The organism is Bradyrhizobium quebecense, assembly GCF_013373795.3.
Taxonomy (GTDB): Bacteria; Pseudomonadota; Alphaproteobacteria; order Rhizobiales; family Xanthobacteraceae; genus Bradyrhizobium; species Bradyrhizobium quebecense.
Window position 1 is genome coordinate 1,854,924 of sequence record NZ_CP088022.1, and the last position, 23,336, is coordinate 1,878,259.

At 64.6% G+C, this 23,336-nt stretch carries 20 protein-coding genes; 10 read left to right on the plus strand and 10 right to left on the minus strand.

Annotated features, from left to right (window positions below; all coding sequences use genetic code 11):
- Positions 1 to 32: 32 nt before the first annotated feature.
- Entirely contained in the window at positions 33 to 557 is a 525-nt protein-coding gene (locus tag HU230_RS08580) for a flavin reductase family protein (protein ID WP_176532047.1), read from the minus strand.
- Positions 554 to 1,195, minus strand: a complete 642-nt coding sequence (locus HU230_RS08585; RefSeq protein ID WP_224943117.1) for a nucleotidyl transferase family protein — start codon at positions 1,193 to 1,195, stop codon at positions 554 to 556. Before HU230_RS08585 ends, HU230_RS08580 begins: the two co-directional genes overlap by 4 nt.
- 274 nt (positions 1,196 to 1,469) lie before the next feature.
- Here HU230_RS08585 and HU230_RS08590 point away from each other — a divergent pair, with 274 nt between their 5' ends.
- A complete protein-coding gene (locus HU230_RS08590; protein ID WP_176532046.1) occupies positions 1,470 to 3,047 on the plus strand; it encodes a 4-hydroxyphenylacetate 3-hydroxylase N-terminal domain-containing protein in 1,578 nt (525 codons plus the stop codon).
- A 111-nt stretch (positions 3,048 to 3,158) separates the two neighbouring features.
- A complete protein-coding gene (gene catC, locus HU230_RS08595) occupies positions 3,159 to 3,449 on the plus strand; it encodes a muconolactone Delta-isomerase (protein WP_176532045.1) in 291 nt (96 codons plus the stop codon).
- A gap of 2 nt (positions 3,450 to 3,451) precedes the next feature.
- Here the strand turns inward: catC and HU230_RS08600 are convergent, their stop codons facing one another.
- The 4 genes from HU230_RS08600 to HU230_RS08615 all read right to left on the minus strand — a co-directional run bounded on the left by HU230_RS08600 (position 3,452) and on the right by HU230_RS08615 (position 7,280).
- Entirely contained in the window at positions 3,452 to 4,036 is a 585-nt protein-coding gene (locus tag HU230_RS08600; protein ID WP_176532044.1) for a TIGR02281 family clan AA aspartic protease, read from the minus strand.
- A gap of 25 nt (positions 4,037 to 4,061) precedes the next feature.
- On the minus strand, positions 4,062 to 4,265 hold the full coding sequence (locus HU230_RS08605) for a DUF1289 domain-containing protein (protein ID WP_176532043.1): 204 nt from the start codon (positions 4,263 to 4,265) through the stop codon (positions 4,062 to 4,064).
- 148 nt (positions 4,266 to 4,413) lie between these two features.
- Positions 4,414 to 6,018: a sensor histidine kinase gene (locus HU230_RS08610; protein WP_176532042.1), complete on the minus strand. Its 1,605-nt coding sequence runs from the start codon at positions 6,016 to 6,018 to the stop codon at positions 4,414 to 4,416.
- A gap of 389 nt (positions 6,019 to 6,407) precedes the next feature.
- On the minus strand, positions 6,408 to 7,280 hold the full coding sequence (locus HU230_RS08615) for an NAD(P)-dependent oxidoreductase (protein WP_176532041.1): 873 nt from the start codon (positions 7,278 to 7,280) through the stop codon (positions 6,408 to 6,410).
- 200 nt (positions 7,281 to 7,480) lie between these two features.
- Between HU230_RS08615 and HU230_RS08620 the strand changes: the two genes are divergently transcribed.
- The 6 genes from HU230_RS08620 (at position 7,481) to HU230_RS08645 (ending at position 12,995) form a co-directional block, all read left to right on the plus strand.
- The gene (locus HU230_RS08620; protein ID WP_176532040.1) at positions 7,481 to 7,918 is read left to right on the plus strand and encodes a VOC family protein; all 438 of its coding nucleotides are present in this window, start codon (positions 7,481 to 7,483) and stop codon (positions 7,916 to 7,918) included.
- A 56-nt stretch (positions 7,919 to 7,974) separates the two neighbouring features.
- Positions 7,975 to 9,105, plus strand: a complete 1,131-nt coding sequence (locus HU230_RS08625) for an Mrp/NBP35 family ATP-binding protein (protein ID WP_092125550.1) — start codon at positions 7,975 to 7,977, stop codon at positions 9,103 to 9,105.
- Between the two features lie 209 nt (positions 9,106 to 9,314).
- On the plus strand, positions 9,315 to 9,551 hold the full coding sequence (locus HU230_RS08630) for a hypothetical protein (protein WP_176532039.1): 237 nt from the start codon (positions 9,315 to 9,317) through the stop codon (positions 9,549 to 9,551).
- A 325-nt stretch (positions 9,552 to 9,876) separates the two neighbouring features.
- On the plus strand, positions 9,877 to 10,965 hold the full coding sequence (locus HU230_RS08635) for a TRAP transporter substrate-binding protein (protein ID WP_097672506.1): 1,089 nt from the start codon (positions 9,877 to 9,879) through the stop codon (positions 10,963 to 10,965).
- Between the two features lie 245 nt (positions 10,966 to 11,210).
- Positions 11,211 to 12,299, plus strand: coding sequence for a TRAP transporter substrate-binding protein (locus HU230_RS08640; RefSeq protein ID WP_176532038.1), 1,089 nt, complete (start codon positions 11,211 to 11,213; stop codon positions 12,297 to 12,299).
- An 84-nt stretch (positions 12,300 to 12,383) separates the two neighbouring features.
- Positions 12,384 to 12,995 (plus strand): hypothetical protein, encoded by a 612-nt coding sequence (locus HU230_RS08645; RefSeq protein WP_176532037.1) that lies wholly within the window; start codon positions 12,384 to 12,386, stop codon positions 12,993 to 12,995.
- 385 nt (positions 12,996 to 13,380) lie between these two features.
- Here HU230_RS08645 and HU230_RS08650 read toward each other — a convergent pair whose 3' ends face one another.
- Genes HU230_RS08650 through HU230_RS08660 form a run of 3 tightly spaced genes read right to left on the minus strand, consistent with a single transcriptional unit; the run spans position 13,381 to position 19,480 of the window.
- Positions 13,381 to 14,979 carry an efflux transporter outer membrane subunit gene (locus HU230_RS08650; protein ID WP_176532036.1) on the minus strand — a complete coding sequence of 533 codons (1,599 nt, stop codon included), beginning with the start codon at positions 14,977 to 14,979 and terminating at the stop codon, positions 13,381 to 13,383.
- Positions 14,979 to 18,236 carry an efflux RND transporter permease subunit gene (locus tag HU230_RS08655; protein WP_176532035.1) on the minus strand — a complete coding sequence of 1,086 codons (3,258 nt, stop codon included), beginning with the start codon at positions 18,234 to 18,236 and terminating at the stop codon, positions 14,979 to 14,981. The genes HU230_RS08650 and HU230_RS08655 overlap by 1 nt, the downstream gene beginning before the upstream one ends.
- 56 nt (positions 18,237 to 18,292) lie before the next feature.
- A complete protein-coding gene (locus HU230_RS08660; RefSeq protein ID WP_224943120.1) occupies positions 18,293 to 19,480 on the minus strand; it encodes an efflux RND transporter periplasmic adaptor subunit in 1,188 nt (395 codons plus the stop codon).
- Positions 19,481 to 19,884: 404 nt separating this feature from the next.
- On the opposite strand from HU230_RS08660, the gene HU230_RS08665 reads away from it, so the two are divergent.
- Complete coding sequence (locus HU230_RS08665) at positions 19,885 to 20,559, plus strand: response regulator (RefSeq protein ID WP_176532034.1); 675 nt, start codon at positions 19,885 to 19,887, stop codon at positions 20,557 to 20,559.
- A 2-nt stretch (positions 20,560 to 20,561) separates the two neighbouring features.
- Positions 20,562 to 21,896, plus strand: a complete 1,335-nt coding sequence (locus HU230_RS08670; RefSeq protein ID WP_176532033.1) for a sensor histidine kinase — start codon at positions 20,562 to 20,564, stop codon at positions 21,894 to 21,896.
- Between the two features lie 43 nt (positions 21,897 to 21,939).
- Here HU230_RS08670 and HU230_RS08675 read toward each other — a convergent pair whose 3' ends face one another.
- Positions 21,940 to 23,244: a M20/M25/M40 family metallo-hydrolase gene (locus tag HU230_RS08675; RefSeq protein WP_176532032.1), complete on the minus strand. Its 1,305-nt coding sequence runs from the start codon at positions 23,242 to 23,244 to the stop codon at positions 21,940 to 21,942.
- Between the last annotated feature and the right edge of the window lie 92 nt (positions 23,245 to 23,336).

Sequence of the window (23,336 nt, forward strand, 5' to 3'; positions counted from 1 at the left end):
ATCCCCGTTTTCGGGAATATCTTCTGGCGGTCTCACCAGACAAATTCGTAAGCAGCATTCTCCAGCGTCGCGGGCGCCGGATGCGGGTCGGCCAGGCCGCCGAAGCGGCCGCGGCAGAACAGCAGCGGCTTTTTGCCGGGCTCCAGCGATATCTCGCGGACATGGCCGAGGAAGATGGTGTGGTCGCCCGCGACGATCTCCTCAGCAAGATCGGTCACGAAATACGCCGCTGCATCGGCGATGACGGGTAGCTCGTTGCGGCGCTCGAAGACGTCGCAGAGGTCGAGCCTGGGCTTGCCTGCGAAGTGCCAGGCAAGATCCTCCATGCCTTCGGCGAGCACGCTGACCGCGAAGCGGCCGGTGTTCTGGATGTGGCAGAGCATTTTCGCGCTTTTCGCGATCGAGATCGCGACCAGCGGCGGATCGAGCGAGACCGACATGAAGGCATTGGCCGTCATGCCGTGGTCGCGTCCCTCGCAATGCGTCGTGATGATGGTGACGCCGGTGCCGAACTGGCCGCAGGCCTTGCGCAGCTCGCGGGGGTCGATGGCGGTCATGGGTTGATGACCTCGAGTTGGGCGAGGCTGGATCGATTGGCAGGCGACGCGGTCACGATGTCCCGCCAGTTTTCCAGCGCCGACGCGGCGGCCGCAAGGCCGGATCGCCGAAGCGAGCGGATCCGGCTGCTGGAGACGATCTCACCATTGCCGCAGCGCACCGGCGGCAGGATGCGCGTGTCGAAGTGTTGCCGCAGCAGCTGCGCGGTGCCGCCCTTGCAGGACCCGAAGCGGAAGTCCTCTCCGACGATCACTTCACGCGGTTGCAGACGCTGCAACTCGGCGAGGAAATCGGCTGCGCTGCGGCGGACGTAGATCTCATTGAAATCGGCGACGACGACATGGTCCGGTGCGAATGTTGCGATGCGCTCGAGCTTTTCGCGCAGCGAGATCAGCGCCTCGGCCTGGCCGAAATAAACCTTCGGCGGCGGATCGAAGGTGTAGACCACGGCCGGAACGCCGCGGCGCTGCGCTGCGGCAATGGTCTGCCGGAGCAGTTCCTGGTGGCCGCGGTGGACGCCATCGAACGCGCCGATGGTCACGACGCAGGCGTCGAGGGCCAATTCGCCATCGCGATGGAAAGCGACAGCAGCGCTGTCAAACCCCCTGCCCAGACCTTTGCCCAGATCCTTGCCCATGGCTCGCTCCGGTTTTCGCTCCCTTGCCGTGCTGCGCGATTGCTCCGTCAGCTGCGGCGTTGCGTCGGCCGGACGATCATTGCCGTTCGGTCCGTGCCACCTGAGTCATAGCCCGAGCCGCGGCGGTTCGCGCGGTATGGTGTGATACCTTTCGCCCGCTCCGGCTGAGCGCGTAGCTTTTCCGCCGATGTCACGCCGACCAAGAGCGTGACGGCATGGTCCGGGCCGGTATGGCAACGCCGCCGGTCCAACGACACAAGCGGAGGAGAAACTCATGACTACAGCAGCTGCCCTGCGGGCCGACGCGCCTGCGTCAACCACCAGCGTCTATACCGGCGCGGAATTCCTGGACAGCATTCAGGATAGCCGGGAGATCTACATCTACGGCGAGCGCGTCAAGAACGTCACCCAGCACCCCGCCTTCCGCAACTCGGCGCGGATGGTGGCACGCTGGTACGACCGTTTTCACGAGAAGAAGGATCAGATCGGCGTCCCGACCGACACCGGCTCCGGACAGCTGACCCACCCGTTCTTCCTGGGCTCGCGAACGTCCGACGACCTGATCAGGGGCCGCGACGCGATCGCCGAATTGCAGAAGGTTGCGTACGGCTGGATGGGCCGCTCGCCGGACTACAAGGCAGCGTTCCTCGGGACCTTGGGCGCGAATTCGGGCTTCTACGGCGAATACGCCGGCAACGCGAAGAAATGGTATGCCCGAACCCAGGAACGGCTCGACTTCTGGAATCACGCCATCGTCAATCCGCCGATCGATCGCGATCGCGCCATCGAGGACGTGCGCGACGTCTTCATGCATGTCGAGAAGGAGACCGATGCCGGCCTGATCGTCTCGGGCGCGAAGGTGGTTGCGACCGGCTCGGCGCTGACGCACTACAATTTCATCGCCCACTACGGCATCCCGATCAAGGACAAGTCGTTCGCGCTGATCTTCACGGCGCCGATGGACGCCAAGGGCGTCAAGCTGATCGCCCGCTCGTCCTACGAGTTCACGGCGGCCGCGACCGGCTCGCCGTTCGACTATCCGCTGTCGAGCCGCTTCGACGAGAACGACTCGATCCTTGTGTTCGACAAGGTGCTGGTACCGTGGGAGAACGTCTTCATCTATGGCGACGTCGACAAGATCAACCAGTTCTTCCCGGCTTCGGGCTTCATCCCGCGCTTCACGTTGCACGGCGTGACGCGGCTTGCCGTCAAGCTCGACTTCATTGCCGGCCTGTTCTCGATGGCGGTGGAGGCGACCGGGTCGAAGGATTTCCGCGGCGTGCAGACGGCGGTGGGAGAGGTGATTGCCTGGCGCAATCTGTTCCACGGCATTTCGGATGCGATGGTGAAATCACCGATCGCCTGGCAGGGCACCGAGGGCTACAACCTGCCCAACCTGAACTACGGGCTGGCCTATCGTGTCTTCGCGCCGATGGCCTATCCGCGGATCAAGGAACTGATCGAGCGCCATGTCGCGAGTGGCCTGATCTATCTGCCGTCAAGCTCGGCCGACCTCGAGAGCGAGGCGATTAGGCCCTATCTCGATCGCTTCGTGCGCGGCTCCAACGGCTACGCCGCGATCGACCGGATCAAGCTGCTCAAGCTGCTCTGGGACGCGGTCGGCTCCGAGTTCGGCGGCCGGCACGAACTCTACGAGCGCAACTACGCGGGCAATTACGAGAACCTGCGCGTCGAGACGCTGATGGCCGCGAGCGCCACCGGCGACCTCGGCGCCATGCAGGATTTCGTGCGCAACTGCATGAGCGACTACGACGTCTCTGGGTGGACGGCGAAGGATCTCGTCAATCCCGACGATATCAATCTGGTCAGCCGCGGACTGGTGCAGGGCTGACGACTGGGCTGACGATCTGATAGACAGAGCGATGGAGCCGCCGCGGTCGCGCGGCGGCTCCATTCCGTTTTCGCGCTACCGCTTCATCGCTTGCAGAGAGAGTTGATCATCATGCTGTTTCACGTCGAAATGGACGTGCGGATTCCGTACGATCTCCCAGCCGAAAAGGTCGATGCGCTGAAGCAGGCGGAACGCGTCCACGCCATGGAGCTGCAGCGCACCGGGGCCTGGCGCCATCTGTGGCGGGTGGCCGGACGCTATGCCAATGTCAGCATCTTCGACGTGTCAGGCGCGCAGGAATTGCACGACATGCTGTCCAGCCTGCCGCTGTTTCCGTTCATGCAGATCCGCGTCACGCCGCTATGCCGGCATCCGTCGTCGATCCACGACGACGACCGCTAGGGCTAGTCGACAACCGTGCGCGGACGCCGGTGACGGGCCGAGGTGTTGATGCTGCCGGTGACGTCCGGGTATCCGGTGAGGCTCAGCGTGTCGGAACGGACACCCCAGCTTTCGAGCCGGTCGAGGAAGCTCATGCCGAGCAGGTTGGTCTTCATCTGCCCGCGCTGCACCACGAGCGCAGGCACCGACTTTTCGACCAGCTTGCCGACTGCGAGACGATCGAGCGTCAGCCGCGCAGCCTTGGTGTGACCGCCGGCGGTCTCCAGGTCGACATTGTATTCGAGCATGTCGGTCGGCAGCCCGATCGCCTTGGCGGTTTCCCAGGTCAGCACGACCGAGGTCGCGCCGGTGTCGATCACCATCGGTGCGCTGACGCCGTTGATCTTGGCGCGGAACGCGAACTCGCCGCCCTGGCTGCGCGCAATCTGCACCGCGGGGGCAGGCGCGGCGGCCGGCGCGGCGATGCTGCGGCCGAAGATCTGGGTCAGATTCTGTCTGGCGCGCGCGATCTGGTCGGGATCGCCGTAGGTGACAACGGCGCCCGCGGTTGCCATCAAGAGCAGGATGACAAGGAGGATGCGGGTCACGGTACGGCTCCGGTCGCTCCGGTGGTCACGCGCGCTTCGGACGCCGCTCCATGTGCTCGAGCCCGGCCTCGGCCATCCGCGCCGGCAATGTCGTCATGAGAGACAGCCGCTCCGCGCGGTCCATCTTGTGCCAGCGTGCGATCTCCGGGAGCGTGCGACCACAGCCGAAGCAGAGCTTCGTCCTGGGGTCGATCATGCAGACTGCGATACACGGCGTTTCTGAGCTCATTCTTCAACTGTTGAACCGTTTCACCTGCCAGTGCAAGTCGGTCGAATCGGGATGCGCCATCACGCCCCGGCTTTTTGTCGCGAGCATGGTCTTGGCGCGAACGCCTCGGATTCATTGGCAGCGAAAACCGCGTCACCCGCGACATGCTCTACAACCCGGTGCCGGCACTCATGATCGACTTGCGGCGCACACGTTTTCGGTCGGCGCCCATCGAGGGCTCGGCGGGCTCCGGCTGCACCGGCGGCGCTTCTTCCGTCATCGGCGCCAGCGCGCTCATCACCCGCTCCGGCGGCAAGGTCACGATCACCTCGGTGCCGATGCGCAGCTTCGATTTCAGCGTGAAGGTGCCGCCATGCATGTCGATCAGGCTCTTGGCGATCGGCAGTCCAAGGCCCGCACCCTGTTCCGCCGACTTGATCGAGTTGGAGCCCTGGCCGAACGAGGCCAGCACGACCGGGATCTCGTCCTCGGCGATGCCGCTTCCGGTGTCCTTGACGCTCAGATATTGCCCGCCCGACGCGGTCCAGCCGACCTTCAGCCAGATCTCGCCGCCCTGCGGGGTGAACTTGATCGAGTTGGAGAGCAGGTTGAGCACGACCTGGCGGATGGCGCGCTCGTCGCCCCAGATCCGAGGCATGCCATGCTCGAACACCTCGTGGATGGTGATGCCGCGGCTGGAGGCGCGCAGCTTCAGCAGATGGTGGCAGTCGGCGACGACATGCACCAGCGCCACGGCCTCTTCGTTCAGCTCATAACGGCCGGCCTCGATGCGCGACAGGTCGAGGATCTCGTTGATGAGATTGAGCAGGTGCACGCCGGAATTATGGATGTCGGCGGAATATTCCTTGTAGACCGGCACCGCGTGCGCACCAAAGATCTCGCTCTTCATGACCTCGGAGAAGCCGAGGATGGCGTTGAGCGGCGTGCGCAGTTCGTGGCTCATCTGGGCCAGGAAGCGCGACTTGGCGACGTTGGCGGATTCGGCGCGGTGCCGCGCCTCGTCGGAGATCGCCTTGGCCTGTTCCAGTTCGCCGATCAGCGCGTCCTTTTCAGCGCGGGCTTCCAGCGTCGCCAGCGTGGTCGAATGTAGCCGGTGCGCCAGCAGCGCGAAATAACCCTCGGCGGCAAGCGCAAGCAGCGCCAGCACGTAATTGTCGAACGCGCCGTTGAGCACGAGGTCGAGCGCAATCCCGACCGTCACCGGAACAGTCGCCGCGAGTGCTGCGATCGGCAGGCTCGCCGCCAGCATGCTGGAGACCGCGATCACCAGCAGCATCAGGAACATCATCAGCGTGTTGGAGGAGAGATCGCGCCCGGCGGGGTGGATCAGGATCGCGGTCCAGCACAGGCCGTAGAGCAGATCGAGCAGCACGAAGCGGGTCCGCCATTTGCGGGTCACCGCGACCGAGGTCGGCTCGGCGAGGAAGCAGGCGCAACTGCGGATGATGGCGAGATGGACACCGAGGATGCCGACCGTCCAGGCGGCGGCCACGATCGGCTTCATCCAGAGGCCAAACAGGACGCCGGTTGCCACCACGAGCAGCATCACGACGTAGGATGCCGAGATCCGGGTCTGGGCATATTGCCGGAGCAGTTCGGCGTCGAACGCCGGGCGGGTTCCACTGGTTGACGTTAACCGATCCCGCGCCTCGCGCACCCGCTGCGCGGCAATGCGCCGGCTGTTGACCGGCGCTGCCACCTGAGGTCCTGCCGGAAGCTGCACAACTTCAGGCTTTTCTGCGGGATTACTCATCAACAACACAAATCCTGCGCGCGAACCGCGCGCGCCTTTTGCATTGTCTATCTGTGACGCCAATTCATTAAGCGTTACCTTAAAGAGCTAAAGAAACTCGTTAACCGGAGGTTAAATTAACCTTTGCCCGGGCGCCGCGCCGTTGCGCAATGTCAGGGCGCAATCGCGTCAGGAGCAGCGCCGACCAAAGTCGAGAGGCGACGCCGCTGGGGCAGGGTGAGCCCGCCGGCGCGCGGGGCAATCGCAGATGATGTCCGCTCGCACTCCGAGACTGACAATTTCCCGTCCTCATGGCCGGGCTTGTCCCGGCCACCCACGTCTTGCTTCGCGTGGATCCAAAGACGTGGATGCCCGGGACAAGCCCGGGCATGACCAGATTGTAGGAGGAGCTAGCGCTGCAGGCGGGCCAGCAGGCTCGACGTATCCCAGCGCTTGCCGCCCATCTTCTCGACCTCGGCATAGAACTGGTCGACCAGGGCGGTCGCCGGCAGGGTGGCGCCGTTGCGGCGGGCTTCAGCCAGCGCAATCGAGAGGTCCTTGCGCATCCACTCGACAGCGAAGCCGAAATCGTACTTGCCCTCGTTCATGGTCTTGTAGCGATTTTCCATCTGCCAGGACTGCGCCGCGCCCTTGGAGATGGTTTCGATCACGGCGGCGACGTCGAGGCCACTCTTCTTGGCGAAGTGGATGCCCTCGGACAGGCCCTGCACGAGGCCTGCGATGCAGATCTGGTTGACCATCTTGGTCAGCTGGCCGGCGCCCGCCGGTCCGAGCAATTTGCACATCCGCGCATAGGCGCCGCTGATGATCGGCTCGGCGCCCGCATAGGCGTCTTCGCTGCCGCCGCACATCACCGTCAGCACGCCGTTCTCGGCGCCGGCCTGGCCGCCCGACACCGGCGCGTCGATGAACTTGAAGCCGGCCTTGGTGGCGGCGGCATCGAGCTCGCGGGCGACCTCGGCGGAGGCGGTGGTGTGATCGACGAAGGTCGCGCCCTTCTTCATGCCGGCGAAGGCGCCGTCGGGGCCGATCGTGACCGCGCGCAGGTCGTTGTCGTTGCCGACGCAGCACATCACGAAATCCTGGCCTTCGGCGGCGGCCTTCGGGGTCGGCGCCGTCTTGCCGCCGAACTTGTCGGCCCATTCCTTCGCCTTCGCCGCGGTCCGGTTGTAAACGGTGACCTCATGGCCGCCCTTTTTCACGAGGTGTCCCGCCATCGGGAAACCCATTACGCCGAGACCGAGGAAAGCGACTTTAGCCATGTCTGTTACCTTGTGATTTGCCGTGGTGATCGCCCTTGGGACCGCCGGAAACGTCGCGGCGGGCAGGGCATTCCGTCCATGGAAGGAGCCGCACCTTACCCCCTGCGCAGCGGAGGGCAACGGCTTCGTTGGATGGCAGACCCCGGTTTTGTGCTAGGATCGGTCCACCAAAGAACCTCACAAAAAAGGGAGTGTCTCGCATGGGCATGAGCGTCGGTGTGCTCGATCATTTCAATATCCGGACCCGGAATCTCGCCGCCACGGTGCGGTTCTATGAGGACGTTCTGGGCCTGGAAAAGGGTGCGCGGCCGAACTTCGCGTTCCCCGGTGCGTGGATGTACAGCGAGGGGAAGGCGGTCGTGCATCTGGTCGATATTTCCGCGACCGACGAAGCACAAAAGCCTGACTCGGGCGTGGTCCATCACGTCGCCTTTGCCAGTCAGGGCTTTGACGGGATGAGGCAGCGGCTGCAGTCCAAGGGTATGGAATTCGACTCGCGCCAGGTTCCCGGCGGCGATCTCTGGCAGATCTTCGTCAACGACCCCAACGGGGTCATGATCGAGCTGAATTACGAGGCCGCCAAGGAGGGCGGCTCCGCTGCGCCGGCCGAGCGGCGGGACGACGTCGGAGCGAGGTAGCCTTTTGCGCTGCGACGCTCTATGGGTGCTCTCTTGAATTTGCCAGGAGATACGCGGTGAGCGTGACGCAGCAACAGGTTCTCGATTGTCTTGCCAAGGTGATGTCGCCGCGCGGCACGGCCTTGACCAACGCCAATGTGCTGTCGGCGATCACGGTCACCGACGGCAAGGTGTTCTTCTCGATCAATGTCGATGCCGCGGAAGCCCGCGCCTGGGAGAGCGTGCGTGCGCAGGCCGAGAACGCCGTGCGCGCCATTCCCGGCGTCAGCGTCGCGATGATCGCGCTGACCGCGGAGCGCAAGGCGGGTGGTGCGGCGCCTGCGCCGCGGCCGGCCGGCGGTGTCCAGCCTGCATCCGCGCACCGTCATCCGCACCCGCCTGGTGCGCAATCACCTATGGCGCGTCAGGCCGAGATCCCCGGCATCTCCGCCGTCATCGCGGTTGCCTCCGGCAAGGGCGGGGTCGGCAAGTCGACCACGGCGCTCAACCTTGCGCTCGGTCTGCGCGACATCGGCCTGCGCGTCGGGCTGCTCGACGCCGACATCTACGGTCCATCGGTGCCGCGACTGACCGGCATCCGCGAGAAGCCGCAGCTCAACGACGACAAGAAGATGATCCCGCTGCAGCGCTTCGGCCTGTCGATCATGTCGATCGGCTTCCTGGTCGAGGAGGACACCGCGATGATCTGGCGCGGGCCGATGGTGATGTCGGCGATCACCCAGATGCTGCGCGACGTCGTCTGGGGCACGCTCGATGTGCTGGTCGTCGACATGCCGCCCGGCACCGGCGACGCCCAGCTCACACTGGCGCAGAACGTCCCGCTCAAGGGCGCCGTCATCATCTCGACGCCGCAGGACCTCTCGCTGATCGATGCGCGGCGGGGCCTTGCGATGTTCAAGAAGGTCAACGTGCCGGTGCTCGGTATTGTCGAGAACATGAGCTATTTCCAGTGCCCGCATTGCGGCACGCGCTCGGACATCTTTGGCCATGGCGGCGCCCGCCACGAGGCCGAGAAGCTCGGGGTGCCGTTCCTCGGCGAGATCCCGCTGCATATCGCCATCCGCGCCGCCTCCGATTCCGGCAACCCGGTGGTCGAGAGCGAACCAGACGGCCCGCACGCAGCGATCTACCGCGCGATCGGCAGCAAGGTCCGTGAGCAACTGCAAGGCGTCATCGCCGCCGCCTGAGCCCGCGCTGTTGTCCCGGTCAGCCGGTGGGCCTCAAAGGCCGGGATCCGGGCGGCCTTTCTTCACAGGCCTGTCGCCCTTGGACGATTGCTGAATCGCGTCCGGCCTGTATGTTTGTCCAGCACTGGCCGAATCGTACCACCGTTCCGTCAATTGAAGGCGGCACGGGTAGCCGTAATGCGGGGAGGGGCCGTGAGGCGACCAGCGACATGGCAGCATCACGCGAAGCAAACAAACAACGTCGTAAGCATCTGACGCGGGAGAAGCGCGAAGAGGCCTCCCGGGCGGCGTTCAACCTTGCGAAGAAATCCGACTCGATCGGCGAGGCCGCCATGGCGATCGCCAAGACGTTTGGCGTCAGCAAGACGACCGCGCAAAGCTGGATCCGGCGTGGGCGGCATCTGGCCGATAAAGCCAAGAAGGCGCGAGAGGCGACGCGGCGCTGATTGCCTCGAGAGCCCGGTGGCTGAGTGTCTGCCGGGCGGCCCGCACGCGGCGATTTACCGCGTGACGGCGACAAGGTCCGCGAGCCGCGGCAAGCCGTCGTCGCCGCGGCCTGAGCCCGCATTTTCCGACAAATCTCCCGCGCCATCAGACTTTCGTTTAATTGGCGCGGTCATGCCATTGTCGCGTTTCCGTGAGGCCGTCTTCCGTGTTAAAGGGCCGACCTAGAGCGCCTCGGCGGGCGTTTGCAAGTGTTCCGCTTGCAGGCCTCCTGCCGGAGAACTGCTTGCGGTCACTGGGAAACGCCCCTCAAGGAGAAGCCTTACGATGAAGCGTCGTGATTTTTTGAAAGTGTCTGCGGCCGGTGCTGCCGCGACGGCGGTTGCCGCGCCGGCGATTGCGCAGTCCTCGCCTGAAATCAAGTGGCGCCTGACCTCGAGCTTCCCGAAGTCGCTGGACACCATCTATGGCGGTGCCGACCAGGTGGCGAAGTATGTCGCCGAAATGACCGACAACAAGTTCCAGATCCAGGTGTTTGCGGCGGGTGAGATCGTCCCCGGCCTGCAGGCGCTGGACGCGACCTCCAACGGCACGGTCGAGATGTGCCACACCGTGTCCTACTACTATGTCGGCAAGGACCCGACCTTTGCGATCTACGCGTCGGTGCCGTTCGGCCTCAATGCCCGCATGCAGAACTCCTGGTGGTACCAGGGCGGCGGCGAGGCGCTCGGCAACGAGTTCTTCAAGAAGTTCGGCGTGATCGGCTTCCCCTGCGGCAACACCGGCACGCAGATGGGCGGCTGGTTCCGCAAGGAGATCAAGACGGTCGCCGATCTCTCGGGCCTCAAATTCCGCATCGGCGGCATCGCTGGCCAGGTGCTGCAGAAGGTCGGCGTGGTGCCGCAGCAGCTCGCCGGCGGCGACATCTATCCGGCGCTGGAGAAGGGCACCATCGACGCCGCCGAGTGGGTCGGTCCCTATGACGACGAGAAGCTCGGTTTCCAGAAGGTCGCCAAGTACTATTACTATCCGGGCTTCTGGGAAGGCGGCCCGACCGTGCACGCCTACTGCAACCTCGAAAAGTGGAACGCGCTGCCGAAGAACTACCAGGCGATCCTGACCAACGCGACCGCCAACGCCAACACCTGGATGGCTGCGCGCTACGACATGCAGAACCCCTCGGCGCTGAAGCGGCTGGTTGCCGGCGGCACGCAGCTGCGTCCGTTCACCAACGAAGTGCTTGAGGCCTGCCTCAAGGCGACCAACGAGCTGTGGGGTGAAATTTCGGCCAAGAATGCCGACTTCAAGAAGTCGATCGACGCCATGCAGGCGTACCGTTCCGACCAGTATCTGTGGTGGCAGGTCGCCGAATACACCTTCGACAGCTTCATGATCCGCTCGCGCACCCGCGGCTGATCGCACTTCGAGCGTTCGCGAGAAGAAAACGCGCCCGAAGCTTCGACTTAAGTAGCCCGGCCCCCGCAAGGTGGCCGGGTTTTTTGCGTCTGGCATTCGCCGAGGGGATGTTCCATGCTCGCGTCCGAAGCCTCGGCACGAAGGCGGCGCCTGATCGGTCACCGGTCATGACGGCAAAGAAACGCAGCGCGACGATCGCAAGCAGTCGACGCTCGGACAACACAATCACACAGGGTGGGAAGCAAATGAAGCGCAGAGATTTCATCAAGGTCACGGGTTTGGGCGTCGCAGGCGCGGCAACGGTCGCAGCTCCCGCGATCGCGCAGTCGATGCCGGAGCTCAAATGGCGCCTGACGACGAGCTGGCCGAAGTCGCTCGACACGTTGCACGGCGGCGCCGAGCTGATGGCCAAGGCGGTCGGTGAAGCCACCGGCAACAAGTTCCAGATCCAGACCTTTGCCGCCGGCGAGATCGTGCCGGGCCTGCAGGTGCTCGACGCCGTGCAGAACGGCACGGTCGAGATGGGGCACACCGCGCCCTATTACTATTTCGGCAAGGACCCCACCTTCACCTTCGGCTCCTCGGTGCCGTTCGGACCCAACATGCGGCTCAACCAAGCCTGGTTCATGCTGGGCGGCGGCAAGGAGCTGCTCAACGAGTTCTACAAGAGCTACAACGTCACCTCGCTGCTTGCCGGCAACACCGGCTGCCAGATGGGTGGTTGGTTCCGCAAGGAGATCAACAGCGTCGACGATCTCAAGGGCCTCAAATTCCGCATCGGCGGCTTTGCCGGACGGGTGATGCAGAAGCTCGGCGCGGTGCCGCAGCAGCTCGCCGGCGGCGACATCTATCCGGCGCTGGAAAAAGGCACCATTGATGCGGCCGAGTGGGTCGGTCCCTACGACGACGAGAAGCTCGGCTTCTACAAGGTCGCGCCGAACTACTATTTCCCCGGCTGGTGGGAAGGCGGCCCGATGCTGGTAGCGATGATCAACCTCGACAAGTGGAATGCACTGCCGAAGCACTATCAGTTCGTGCTCGAGCAGGCCGGCCATCTCGCCAACAACTGGATGATGGCGCGCTACGACCAGGCCAACCCGCTCGCACTGAAGAAGCTGCTCGCGGCCGGCACCAAGCTGCGCCCGTTCCCGTCTGCGGTGATGGAAGCGTCCTTCAAGGCCGCCAAGGAGCTGCATGCCGAGGTTTCGGCGACCAATGCCAATTTCAAGAAGGTCTATGACTCGCTGACGACGTTCTCCAACAACGGCTATCAGTGGTTCCAGGTCGCCGAAGTCGGCTACGACAATTTCATGGCACGCCACTCTCAGGCCTGACGCCACTGACCTTCAGCGCAAGCAGAACCCCGGGCAAAGCTCCGGGGTTTTTTGCTGGGAGCCGGCGAGGGGCCAGCCAAATGAATGCTGTTCGCCCAGATTCGTGCTAACGTTGCTCAGGAGCGTGAATCAGGGCGCCATATGCGTTTCCTCGGTCTTATCCTGCGGACGCTGTTTCTGACCCTGGTGGTGGTCATCACCGCTCGCGTCGCAAGTCCGCAAAACGAAACCATCTGGTCGGCCTACGAGACGCCATCGGATTTGTTTCGCATCATCCTGGGCGCCGCGGTCTGCCTCTTCGTCGCCGTCCAGATCTTCAGGTATTCCAGAGATCCCGCTGATATGCGCAGGTGGGTCGTCATCGGCGGCGCCGCGGTGCCGTTGGCGCGGGTAGGCGCGGTCGCTGATCGCGTCGGCCCGGCAATCATCGTGCAAGCCCCGTCGATCAAAATGGAAACGGCAATGAGCGCACCGGAAGGCGGCTTTCGAAGCTCAATCCGGTGGCCGGTCCGGTGCGGTAATGGCCGTTATAGTGCCCCGCGCCTGGGCAGTAATTCGGATCCTGACGCTCCTGATCGTCGATCTTCCGGCGATAGGTTCGCTGCTGATAGCGCGTCTGCCAGCAACGGCAGTTCTGGTCACAAGCGAGCCGGACCCGAACGACGCTTGCGGGGTCTTGCGGCGACAGCCGCGTGACCCGAACAGGCGCCGCGCAGGCAACCGACGCCATCATGGCACCGGCCGCAGCGATGAGAAGCAGACGCATTGTATTTTTCATATGGGTCTCATCGAGCCGATCGGCGTGAATCCCGGAAGCCAACTCAATTGCGGGAGCGTGCCGCTATTTCCTTGGCAATCGCTTTGGCGGCGATGCTGGAGGCGTTGATACGACAGCCGGCGTCGTGCGAACCACCGGGTTCTTCTGCTCGGTGGGACCGCCGAGATTGCTTGGCTTCTTCGGACCGCCGACCGCGCTTTGCGCGGCTGCGGATCCCGCAGAGATCGCAAGGAGAATTGCCGGCAGGGTGAGCATGTTTTTCATTCGTCGGTTCCTCCAGTCAGTAGCCTTGTGCGGCGCTTGTCAGCGGACAGGCGGCCCGTTTTCGCTGACGCGCTGCGGGGTGGCGGCGGGCGAATCCTCCAGGGCACATTTGCGCCAGTCGTCGGATGCGCAGTTTGTCGGCCAGCCGCCACCAAGCGCCATGAAAAGCGCGGCGCTGTCCGAGAGGCGCGTCGCCTGGGCCTGCACGCGGACCACTGCGGCCGTCAGATAGACCTGCTGGGCATTGAGCACGACCACCTGATTGACCTGCCCGAGAGCAAGCTGTTTCTGGATGATGTCGAGGCTGGCCTTGGCGGCGAGCTCGGCCTTGACCGCAGCCTGCAAGGCGCGCGCGTCGGCCTGCAGGCTGCGCAAGGCGTCGGCGACGTTCTGCATCGCCGTGACGACGGCCTGGCGATAGAGCGCATCAGCCTGGTCCACCGCGGCCTCGGCGGCCTTCTGCTTGTGGTACAGCGTCAGGCCGTCGAACAGTGGCTGGGTCGCGCTCGCCGCGATGACGTAGAAGCTGGTTCCCGGCGTGAACAATTCGGCGAGGCTGAAGCCGGCGGCGCCGGCATTGCCTGATATCGTGATGTTGGGCAGCCGCGCCGCGATCGACACGCCGACCTGGGCGTTCGCCGAGTGCAGCAGCGCCTCCGCGGCCCTGACATCCGGACGCCGGGCAATCATCTTGCTCGGCAGGCTCACCGGCAGGTGTGCGGGAAGCGCCAGGCGGTCGAGCGTGAACTTCTGCAGGATTTCGTCGGCCGAGAATTGCCCGGCCAGCGACGTCAGCAGGTCGCGCTGAACCGCGAGCTGCTTTTCGAGCGGCGGCAGCAGTTGCTCGGACTGGGCCAGCGCGGCCTCCTGCGCCAGCACGTCGACCTGGGCGGCGCCGCCCGCGTTGAACTGGTTCTTCACGATCTCCAGAATGCCGCGTTCGATCTTCACGACGCGCTGGATCGCTGCAATCTGGCCGCGAAGCGATGCTTCCTGGATCGCCGCGGTGACGACGTTGGCTGTCAGCGTGAGGTAGGCTGCTTCCAGCTGGAACAGTTGCTGCTCGGAGATCGCGTCGAGACTTTCGACCGCGCGAACATTCTGGCCCCAAATATCCGGCACGAAGCTGACGTTCAATTGCGCGGTATGAAGCGAAAATACCGAAGGCGACTGGCCACCCGGGCCCGAACTCGATGCGCCGGAAATCTGCTGCTGGGTGGGCGTGTAATTTGCGCCGAGCTGCGGGAAGAACAGCCCGCGCTGGGCCAGCGCGTTGTATTGCGCAATCCTGATCGACGCCTCGGCCGCCTGCAGGGACGGGTTGTGCTCGACCGACATCTTGATCAACTCGTCGAGCGGCCTTGAGCGAAATGCCGTCCACCACCGCAGCGATAGGTCCTCTCCGCTGACGAAGTGCTGCTTGGGCACGCTGGGGCCCCCGGCACTCGAGCTCGGGGAGGCCAGCTTCTCCGGCGTGTAGCGATCGACGTCCGGAGCGGCCGGCGGCACGAAATTCGGGCCGACGGCGGCGCAGCTTGCCAACAACAGCCCGGCGGCGCCAGCGCCAAGCGTCGGACGCAGCGCGTGCCTTGCGCACCGCGCGAGCGCGGCAACAATCCGTGCGACGATCTCGGACATCAGGCGCCCCCTTCATGCGCCGCTTCGGGCGGCGCCGTGGTAGCCGCCTGGTCGGGAGAGGCGACAGGCTCGCGCGACAGGAAGATCTTGCGCAGCGCAGGCGCTACGATCAGCAGCAGCAACGGGCCGATGAACATGCCGCCGACCACCACGGTCGCGAGCGGCCGCTGCACCTGGCTGCCGATGCCATGCGACAGCGCCGCCGGGAACAGGCCGACGCCCGCGGACAGCGCGGTCATCAGCATCGGCCGCATGCGCTGCTCGGCGCTGTTGAACACCGCCTCCGCGATGCTCATGCCCGAAGCCCGCAATTCGCGGAAATAGGTGATGTTGAGGATGCCGTCCATGACCGCGACGCCGAACAGCGAGATGAAGCCGATCGCGGCCGAGATCGAGAAATCGAGCCCGGCGAGATACAGCGCGATCAGGCCGCCGCCGACCGCGAACGGTATACCGGCCAGCGCCAGCAGGCTGTCGCGGAGCGAGTTGAACAGGCTGTAGAGCAGCACGAAGATCAGCAGCAGCGTCACCGGCACCACGATCATCAGGCGCGCCTTGGCGGCTTCGAGATTGTCGAATTCGCCGGACCAGATCATCCGGTAACCGGTCGGAAGCTGCACGGCCTCGGCGACGCGCGTCTGCGCTTCCGCCACCGTGCTGCCGAGATCGCGGCCGCGCACGCTGAACTTGATCGGGATGTAGCGCTGGCTGCGCTCGCGGTAGATGAACGACGCACCGGTATCGAGCGAGATGTCGGCAAGCTCGCTCAAGGGGATGTAGGCGTTGGTGCCGGATGGCGTCTGGTAGGCCACCTTGATCTCGCGCACCTCGTCGATGCTCTGGCGGAACTTGGGATCGAGCCGCACCACCACGCCGAACTGCCGGTCGCCCTCCAGCACCGTCGTCGCGCTGGTACCGCCGAGCGCGGCCTGGACGACGGTCGTCACGTCGCCGGTATTGAGACCGTAGCGCGCAGCCTTCTCGCGGTTCACCTTGATATTGAGGTTGGGCTGCCCGACCAGATGGAAGATGCCGAGATCGGCGACGCCGCGGATCTTGGCCATCTCCTGCGCGACCTTGGTCGCGAGCTGTTCGAGCACGGCGAGGTTGGGACCGATGATCTTGACCGAGTTCGCGCCCTTGACGCCCGACAGCGCCTCCTCGACGTTGTCCTGGATGTATTGCGAGAAGTTGAAGGTGACGCCGGGTAGTTCCTCGTCGAACTCCCGCTGCAGCTCCTCGGTCAGCTTCTCCTTGGTCAGGCCGGGTGGCCACTGGTCGAACGGCTTGATCGGCGCGAACAGCTCGACGTTCGAGAATGGAGAGGCATCGCTGCCATTGTCGGGGCGGCCATGCTGCGACACCACCGTGATGATCTCGGGGTGACGCAACAGGATCTCGCGCATCTTGCGGGTCGGTTCGGTGCCGGCGTCGAGCGACATGGTCGGCGGCATCGAGGCACGGATCCAGAAATTGCCTTCCTCGAGCGCGGGCAGGAATTCGCTGCCGAGCCGGCTCGCAGCAAGGCCGCTCAGTCCAAGGAAAATGATGCCGGCTGCGACCGCGACCCGCAGATGCGTCAGCGACCAGCGCAGCACCGGCGTGTAGGCCTTGCGCAGCGAGCGCACGATGATGGTTTCGGTTTCCTCGATATGCCGCGGCAGCAGCAGCGACGCCAGCACCGGCGTCACGGTGAATGTCGCCAGCAGCGCGCCGGCGAGCGCGTAGCCGTAGGTTCGCGCCATCGGTCCGAAGATCTGACCTTCGACGCCCTGCATGGTGAACAGCGGCACGAACGCGGTGACCGTGATGGCCGCGGTGAAGAACACCGCCTTGTCGACCTGCAATGCGCTGACGAAGATCATGCGCAGCCGCTCGGTCCAGCCCGGCGCAGGCTGGCCGTTTCGCGTCGTGGGATCGCCACCCCAGTATCCCTCGGCGAGGTTGTGCAGCACGCGCAGCCGGTTCTCCGGGCTGGACTGGAAGTTGCGGAAGATGTTCTCCATCATGATGACGGCGGAATCGACGATGATCCCGAAGTCGACGGCGCCGAGCGACAGCAGGTTGGCGTCCTCGCCCTGCAGCACCAGGATGATGATCGCGAAGAACAGAGCGAACGGGATGTTGGCGCTGACGATCAGCGCGCTGCGCAGATCGCCCAGGAAGACCCACTGGATCACGAACACCAGCAGGCAGCCGAACATCAAATTGTGCAGCACGGTGTGGGTCGTGACGCTGACCAGCGAGGTGCGGTCGTAATAGGGGACCACCTTGACGCCGGCGGGCAGGGTGCCGTCGCTGTTGATCTTGGCGACTTCCTCCTCGACCTTCGGCACGATGTCGTTGGTGTGCTGCGTGCGTCCCATCACGACGATCGCCGCGGCGACGTCGTCGTTCCTGTCCTTTCCGGCGATGCCGAGCCGCGGCACATAGCCGACCGAGACCTTGGCGACGTCCTTGATCTGGATCGGCAGTCCGTTGGATTGGGTCAGGACGACGTTCTCGACGTCCCGGACCCTGTAGCCCTTGGTGATATCGTCATCGCCACCTGAGTTGATCAGGCCGATGCCGCGGATGTTGACGGATTGCTGGCCGATCGCGATTTCGCGGCCACCGACATTGATGTTCGCGTTGCCCAGCGCGCTGATCAGCTGCGGCACGGTGATGTTATAGGCTTCGAGCTTGGCGAGATCGGCGTCGACGTTGAACTGCTTGGTGGTGCCGCCCCAGGCATTGATCTGCACCACGCCTGGAAGCGTCATCAGCCGGCGGGCGATGACGTAATCCTGCAACGTCCTGAGATTGGTCAGGCCGAAATTCGGCGGACCGACGAGCTGGTAGCGATAGATCTCGCCGACCAGGCTGGACTGCTGGATCTGCGGGATCTGATTGCCGGGAAGCTGGACGTTCTGCGTCAGGTTGTTGGTGGCCTGCGAGAGCGCGAAGTAATAGTCGACGCCGTATTTGAAGGTGACCCGCACGAACGACAGGCCGTAGAACGAGGTCGAGCGGATGTTGACCACGCCCGGCGTCGAGTACAGCCCGACCTCCATCGGGATCGTATAGTACTTCTCCATCTCCTCGGCGGAGAGGCCGGCGGCCTGCGCCGTGATCTCGAGGATGACGGGCGCCGGGTTCGGATAGGCTTCGATGTTCAGCTTGGTGAACGCGGCGAATCCGGCGGCGCAGAACACGGCGAGGCCGAGCACGATGACGGCGCTTCGGGTCAGGCCGAATTGAAGGAGGCTCTTGATCAAGGTGCTGCACTTACTCTTGAGCGGAAGAGGGCGCGGTCAGCGTTGCGGCTGGCGCGCTAGCCAGTGGCCGCGTTGGCGAACTTGTTGCTGAGGAAGATCGCGCCGGTGGAAGCGACCTGCTCGCCGGCTGCGAGGCCGCTGAGGATCTGCCGCCAGCCGTCCTGCTCCATTCCGATCGTCACCGTGCGGCGGTCGAACTTGCGGCCGTCGGTCGTGACCCACACCGTCATCGTGCCGTCGCCCTCGCGCACGATGGCGTCCAGCGGAACGCTCACCGACAGCTTTGGCGGCTCGGTTTCGATCGTGAAGCTCGCCAGCATGCCGGCGCGCAGCTTGTGCTGGGGATCATCGATCACCGAACGCACCAGCTGGCGGTGCGAGTTCGGATCGATGTTGAGGCCAAGCGTCGTCACGCGACCGCGAAACACCTCGTTCGGATAGGCCGGCACCCGCACCTCGACCGGCTGGCCGATCCGGTAGGCGGGGGCATCGGTCTCGATCACATTGGCGACCATCCACATCGTCGAGATGTCGGCCAGCGAATAGGGCGCCGGCGCATTGCCGGGCTGCACAAAGAGACCCGGCGCGGCATTGCGCGCAATGATCCGGCCGGAGATCGGGCTCGGCACCACCAGAATGGAATCGACCTTGCGGTCGGCGACGATGCGGTCGATTTCGGCATCGGTCTTGCCGAAGATGCGCACCGCGTCGCGCCCGGCCTTGTAGTTGCCCTCGGCGGTCTGCTGATCCGACGTCGCCTGATCGACGTCCTTTTGCGCGCCGCCGCCGGTCTTCAGCAGCTGCCTGACCCGGGCCAGCGTCCTGGTCTGCAGTTCGAGCACGCCGGCCGCGGCGAGCAGCGACGACTCGGCCTGCAGCAGATCGGGGCTGTCGATCGTGAACAGCCTGTCGCCCTTGGCAACCTCGTCACCGACATTGAGGGGCGTGTCGACGATCCTGCCGGGATTTGGGGTAAACGCCTGCACCAGCATGTTCTGATTGAAGTCGATCGAGCCGACGGCGTTCTTCAGGGTCCGGAACGAACGCTGCTCCGCGGCGATGGTCTTCAAGGAAGCCGCCTGCTTGTCGCTCAGGGCGACGTATTGCTGCTCGACATTGACATCCTGCGGCGCGGTCTCCTGGGCGGCCTTGGCGTTCAGCACACCATCGGCGCGCGTCGTGAGCCACGCGCCGGCGAGAAGCGCCGCCAGCACCGGCATCGCCGCAAAGCCCATATACTTCATTCGAAATGACATCGCCCGCCTGGCCAATACTGCATGAAGGTCCCGCGCGAGAGACGAGGTCCTGCCGCATGGTGGGCCGTCGTCGATCTCCCGGTGAGAGCAGATGAACGATTATCAGGGCTAGCTGACGCCAGCCTTACACTTGCCCTTTTCAAGAGCGCGCCCGGCGCGCGAATTTGATTGCGGCGGAGGCCGGTTTATCTATTTTGCGTGGGGACAGGAGCGGTCGCGCATAGCCAAAATATAGCGCGGTTAGCTGCAATCCGGGCGTTGTGCTTAAATGCGTATCGTTTGCATATCGGGATTGCTCAACGCGCGATCTGTTGCGGAATTGTCGCTTGGCTGGCGCATCGCAACAGGGTGTGCAATCGGAAGACCGATCGAATGAAAACAGGACTGCTGCGATGCGCCTTCTGATCGTCGAGGACAATCTCGAGCTCTCGCGGCTGCTCGCGAGCGGGCTGGTGGCGGCGGGATATGAGTCCGATATCGTCCACAGCGTTGCCGAGGCGCGTGATGCGCTGCGCAGCGTCACCTATGCTGCCATGATCCTCGATCTCGGACTGCCTGACGGTGATGGCCTGTCGGTGCTGTCGGAGCTGCGCCGCAAGACCGACCCGCTGCCGGTCCTGGTGCTGACCGCGCGCAACGGACTGCAGGATCGGGTCAACGGCCTGCGCAGCGGTGCGGACGATTATCTGGCGAAGCCGTTCGCGTTGGAAGAGCTGGTGGCGCGGCTCGAAGCCATCCTGCGCCGGCCCGGCCAGCTGCTCGGCTCGTCGCTGAAGCTCGCCAATCTGGTCTATGACACCGAGAGCAAGCAGGTGTTCGTCGACGGTGCTCCGCACGTTTTCTCCGCGCGTGAAACGTCGGTGCTCGAGATCCTGCTGCGGCGGCAGGGGCGGGTGGTGCCGAAGAAGAATGTCGAGGACCACATCTTCGGACTGTCGGGCGAGGTCGCCTCGAATGCGGTCGAGGTCTACGTGTCGCGCCTGCGCAAGCTGCTCACCGAGCACCGCGCCAAGGTCACCATCCACACCATTCGCGGCGTCGGCTATCTGATGGCGGAGGAGAAATAGGGGTGTTCCGCTTCACGTCGCTGACCTCGCGGATCGTGTTCCTGCACATCGTGGCGGTCGCGGTGGCCGCGATCTTCCTGCCGCTGCTGCTGCTGTGGTTGCTGAACTCGGAGATCAACCAGCTGCATCGCGAAGCGATGCGCGATCAGGCCGCCGATCTCGGCCAGAACCTCGTGGTCGATTCCGCCGGCAAGGTGCAGCTCAACCTGCCGGACAGCCTGAGGGGGCTCTATTCCGACGCCTATGGCCGCTATCGCTACGACATCTACGATGCGGACGACAATCTGCTGTTTTCGTCGCATCGCGGAGCGCCGCGACTGCCGGCCTTGGCCGACCGGATTTCCGGCGCCAGCGCCACCAAGCTCGTCGGCGGCCAGACGCTGCGCATCCAGGTCGCCGAGGACCTGTCGCATCGCGACGTCATCATCGATGACATCGTTTCCAACTTCTTCCGGCGGGTCGGCTGGATCACCATCCCGATCCTCCTGATCCTGCTGGCGACCGACATCCTGATCTTCCGCCGTGCCGTGATTCCGCTGTTGCGGGCTTCGGAAGAGGCCAGGAGTATCGGGCCGGCCAGGACCGACATCCGTCTGCCGACGGAGGGGATTCCGAGCGAGATCCTGCCGCTGGTGACCGCCGTCAACCAGGCCTTCGATCGTCTGGAGGACGGGTTTCACGTGCAGCGCCAGTTCACCGCCGATGCGGCGCATCAGCTCCGCACCCCGCTCGCGATCCTGAGGACCCGGATCGAGACGCTGGATGTAGCTAGGGGGACCAAGGAGCTGCATGCCGACATCGAGAGCATGAGCCGTATCGTCAGCCAGCTGCTCGAGATCGCCGAGCTCGATACGCTGGTGCTGGACCCCGGCGAAACCGCGGACCTGCGTGCCGTATGCGCCGAGGTGGTCGGCTCGATCGCGCCCTATGCGCTGGCGCAGCAGAAAGACATCGCGCTGCGCGGCACCGACGGTCCGGTGCGGGTCAAGGGCAATGCCGAGATGCTGCAGCGCGCGATCTTCAATCTGGCGGAGAACGCCATCAAGTACACGGCAGACGCGACCTCGGTCGATGTCGAGGTGCACGAGGACGGTTCGGTGCAGGTGCGCGACTGCGGGCCGGGGATTGCGCCGGCCGAGCAGGGCCTGGTGTTCCAGCGCTTCTGGCGCGGCGATCGTCAGCGCCAGCGCACGGACGGGGCGGGGCTCGGGCTCTCGATCGTCCGCGGCGTCGTCGACGATCACGACGCGACGATCAAGGTCGAGAACCTGCCGTCCGGCGGTGCCCAGTTTACGCTGAGCTTCCGCCTCGCCAAGGCACAGCCGGCGACCGCGTGAGAGGCTCGGCCTGCGGCACCCGTCGCGCCGCGGGCCTGCCGGTCTATTTCAGCTTGCCGTCGGACAGGTCCATGATGATGCGCGTGGTCAAATACAGGCGCGGCACGATGCTGTTGATCTGCACATACTCGGCATCGTTGGAGTGTGCGCCGAAACCGGAGAGGCCCATGCCTTCAACCACAGCTCCCTTGGTCTTGAGGGCGGCAAACGCAGCGTCGGTGCCGCCGCCCGTGGCCCGCTCGGCCACGTTCAGCGGCATGCCAAGTTCCTGATAGATCGTCTTGCCGTGGCCGGCCACGCGGCGCGAGGCGTCGTTGGCTTCGAGCGGCGGTCGGCGTACCTCGAACTTCACGTCCACCTTGGAGTCGGGCAGCAGGCGGTTCTTGATCTTGTCCTGCAGCGCCGTCTCGAGCTCGTCGAAGTCGGACACCTTGAGCGCGCGCGCATCGGCCTGGGCGGTGGCTTCCGCGGGGATCACGTTACGGTTGGTGCCGGACTTCGAAACTGTCCAGTTGAGCTTCAGGCCCTGCTCGGGCTTCGACAGGTCCTTCATCTGCAGCACCTGGTGTGACAGCTCATAGAGCGCATTCACGCCGCCTTCAGGCCTGGCGCCCGCATGCGACGACTTGCCATGCACCGTGAGGTAGGCCGAGCCGATGCCGCTGGTGGCGAGGCGGAGCGTGCCGCTGGCGTCGCTGCCTTCGAACGAGAACACGGCATCCTGTTCAGCTGCGACGCGGGTGATGGTGCTGCGCCAGCCGGGCGAAGAGATCTCCTCGTCGCCATTGATCAGCACCGTGAGCGTGCCGTAATCCTTGAAGTTCAGCTTCTGCAGCAGCGCCACGCTGTGGATGATGGTGGCGATGCCCTGCTTGTCGTCGGCGATGCCGAGGCCGTAAGCTTTGTCGCCATCGACGCGAAAGGGCTGATCCTTCAGCATGCCCTTCAGATACACCGTGTCCATATGCGCGATCAGCATGATTTTCGCGCTGCCCGTGCCCTTGAAGACGGCCTGCACGGCAGGGCCGATCTTCTCCGGCGTGTCGTCCAGCCGGTAGATGTCGGTGGTCTGCAGGATGTCCACCGCGCCGCCGAGTTCTTTGAGCTGGCCGGCGATGCGCGCAGCGATCTGGTTCAGGCCTTCGATGTCCTTGCTGCCGGATTCGATCTGCACGAGGTCGCGCAGGGTGTCGAGCAGCGGCTGCTGCTCCTGTTGCGCCAGCGCGCGAATGTCGGCCGCCGGCGCCGCGTGTGCTGTGGCAGCGGCAAACGCCAGGCTGAGGGATGCCAGGCTGAGGGATGCGATGAGCGGGCGAACGAACGAGCGGGCGGGACGCGATTGGGGCATGGCGGCGGTCTGTGAGTTGGAGGGCGATCCGTATCCCCGCGTCTTCACAGGACTCGACGCCGCCGTCAACGGTTCCAGCGTGCCCCGCTTCC

What these genes read in the sequence shown, in the direction of transcription:
- HU230_RS08580 (WP_176532047.1), bottom strand. Translation starts at nt 557, where the DNA reads ATGACCGCCATCGACCCCCGCGAGCTGCGCAAGGCCTGCGGCCAGTTC.
- HU230_RS08585 (WP_224943117.1), bottom strand. Translation starts at nt 1,195, where the DNA reads ATGGGCAAGGATCTGGGCAAAGGTCTGGGCAGGGGGTTTGACAGCGCT.
- HU230_RS08590 (WP_176532046.1), top strand. Translation starts at nt 1,470, where the DNA reads ATGACTACAGCAGCTGCCCTGCGGGCCGACGCGCCTGCGTCAACCACC.
- catC (WP_176532045.1), top strand. Translation starts at nt 3,159, where the DNA reads ATGCTGTTTCACGTCGAAATGGACGTGCGGATTCCGTACGATCTCCCA.
- HU230_RS08605 (WP_176532043.1), bottom strand. Translation starts at nt 4,265, where the DNA reads ATGAGCTCAGAAACGCCGTGTATCGCAGTCTGCATGATCGACCCCAGG.
- HU230_RS08610 (WP_176532042.1), bottom strand. Translation starts at nt 6,018, where the DNA reads ATGAGTAATCCCGCAGAAAAGCCTGAAGTTGTGCAGCTTCCGGCAGGA.
- HU230_RS08615 (WP_176532041.1), bottom strand. Translation starts at nt 7,280, where the DNA reads ATGGCTAAAGTCGCTTTCCTCGGTCTCGGCGTAATGGGTTTCCCGATG.
- HU230_RS08620 (WP_176532040.1), top strand. Translation starts at nt 7,481, where the DNA reads ATGGGCATGAGCGTCGGTGTGCTCGATCATTTCAATATCCGGACCCGG.
- HU230_RS08630 (WP_176532039.1), top strand. Translation starts at nt 9,315, where the DNA reads ATGGCAGCATCACGCGAAGCAAACAAACAACGTCGTAAGCATCTGACG.
- HU230_RS08635 (WP_097672506.1), top strand. Translation starts at nt 9,877, where the DNA reads ATGAAGCGTCGTGATTTTTTGAAAGTGTCTGCGGCCGGTGCTGCCGCG.
- HU230_RS08640 (WP_176532038.1), top strand. Translation starts at nt 11,211, where the DNA reads ATGAAGCGCAGAGATTTCATCAAGGTCACGGGTTTGGGCGTCGCAGGC.
- HU230_RS08645 (WP_176532037.1), top strand. Translation starts at nt 12,384, where the DNA reads ATGCTGTTCGCCCAGATTCGTGCTAACGTTGCTCAGGAGCGTGAATCA.
- HU230_RS08650 (WP_176532036.1), bottom strand. Translation starts at nt 14,979, where the DNA reads ATGTCCGAGATCGTCGCACGGATTGTTGCCGCGCTCGCGCGGTGCGCA.
- HU230_RS08660 (WP_224943120.1), bottom strand. Translation starts at nt 19,480, where the DNA reads ATGAAGTATATGGGCTTTGCGGCGATGCCGGTGCTGGCGGCGCTTCTC.
- HU230_RS08665 (WP_176532034.1), top strand. Translation starts at nt 19,885, where the DNA reads ATGCGCCTTCTGATCGTCGAGGACAATCTCGAGCTCTCGCGGCTGCTC.
- HU230_RS08675 (WP_176532032.1), bottom strand. Translation starts at nt 23,244, where the DNA reads ATGCCCCAATCGCGTCCCGCCCGCTCGTTCGTTCGCCCGCTCATCGCA.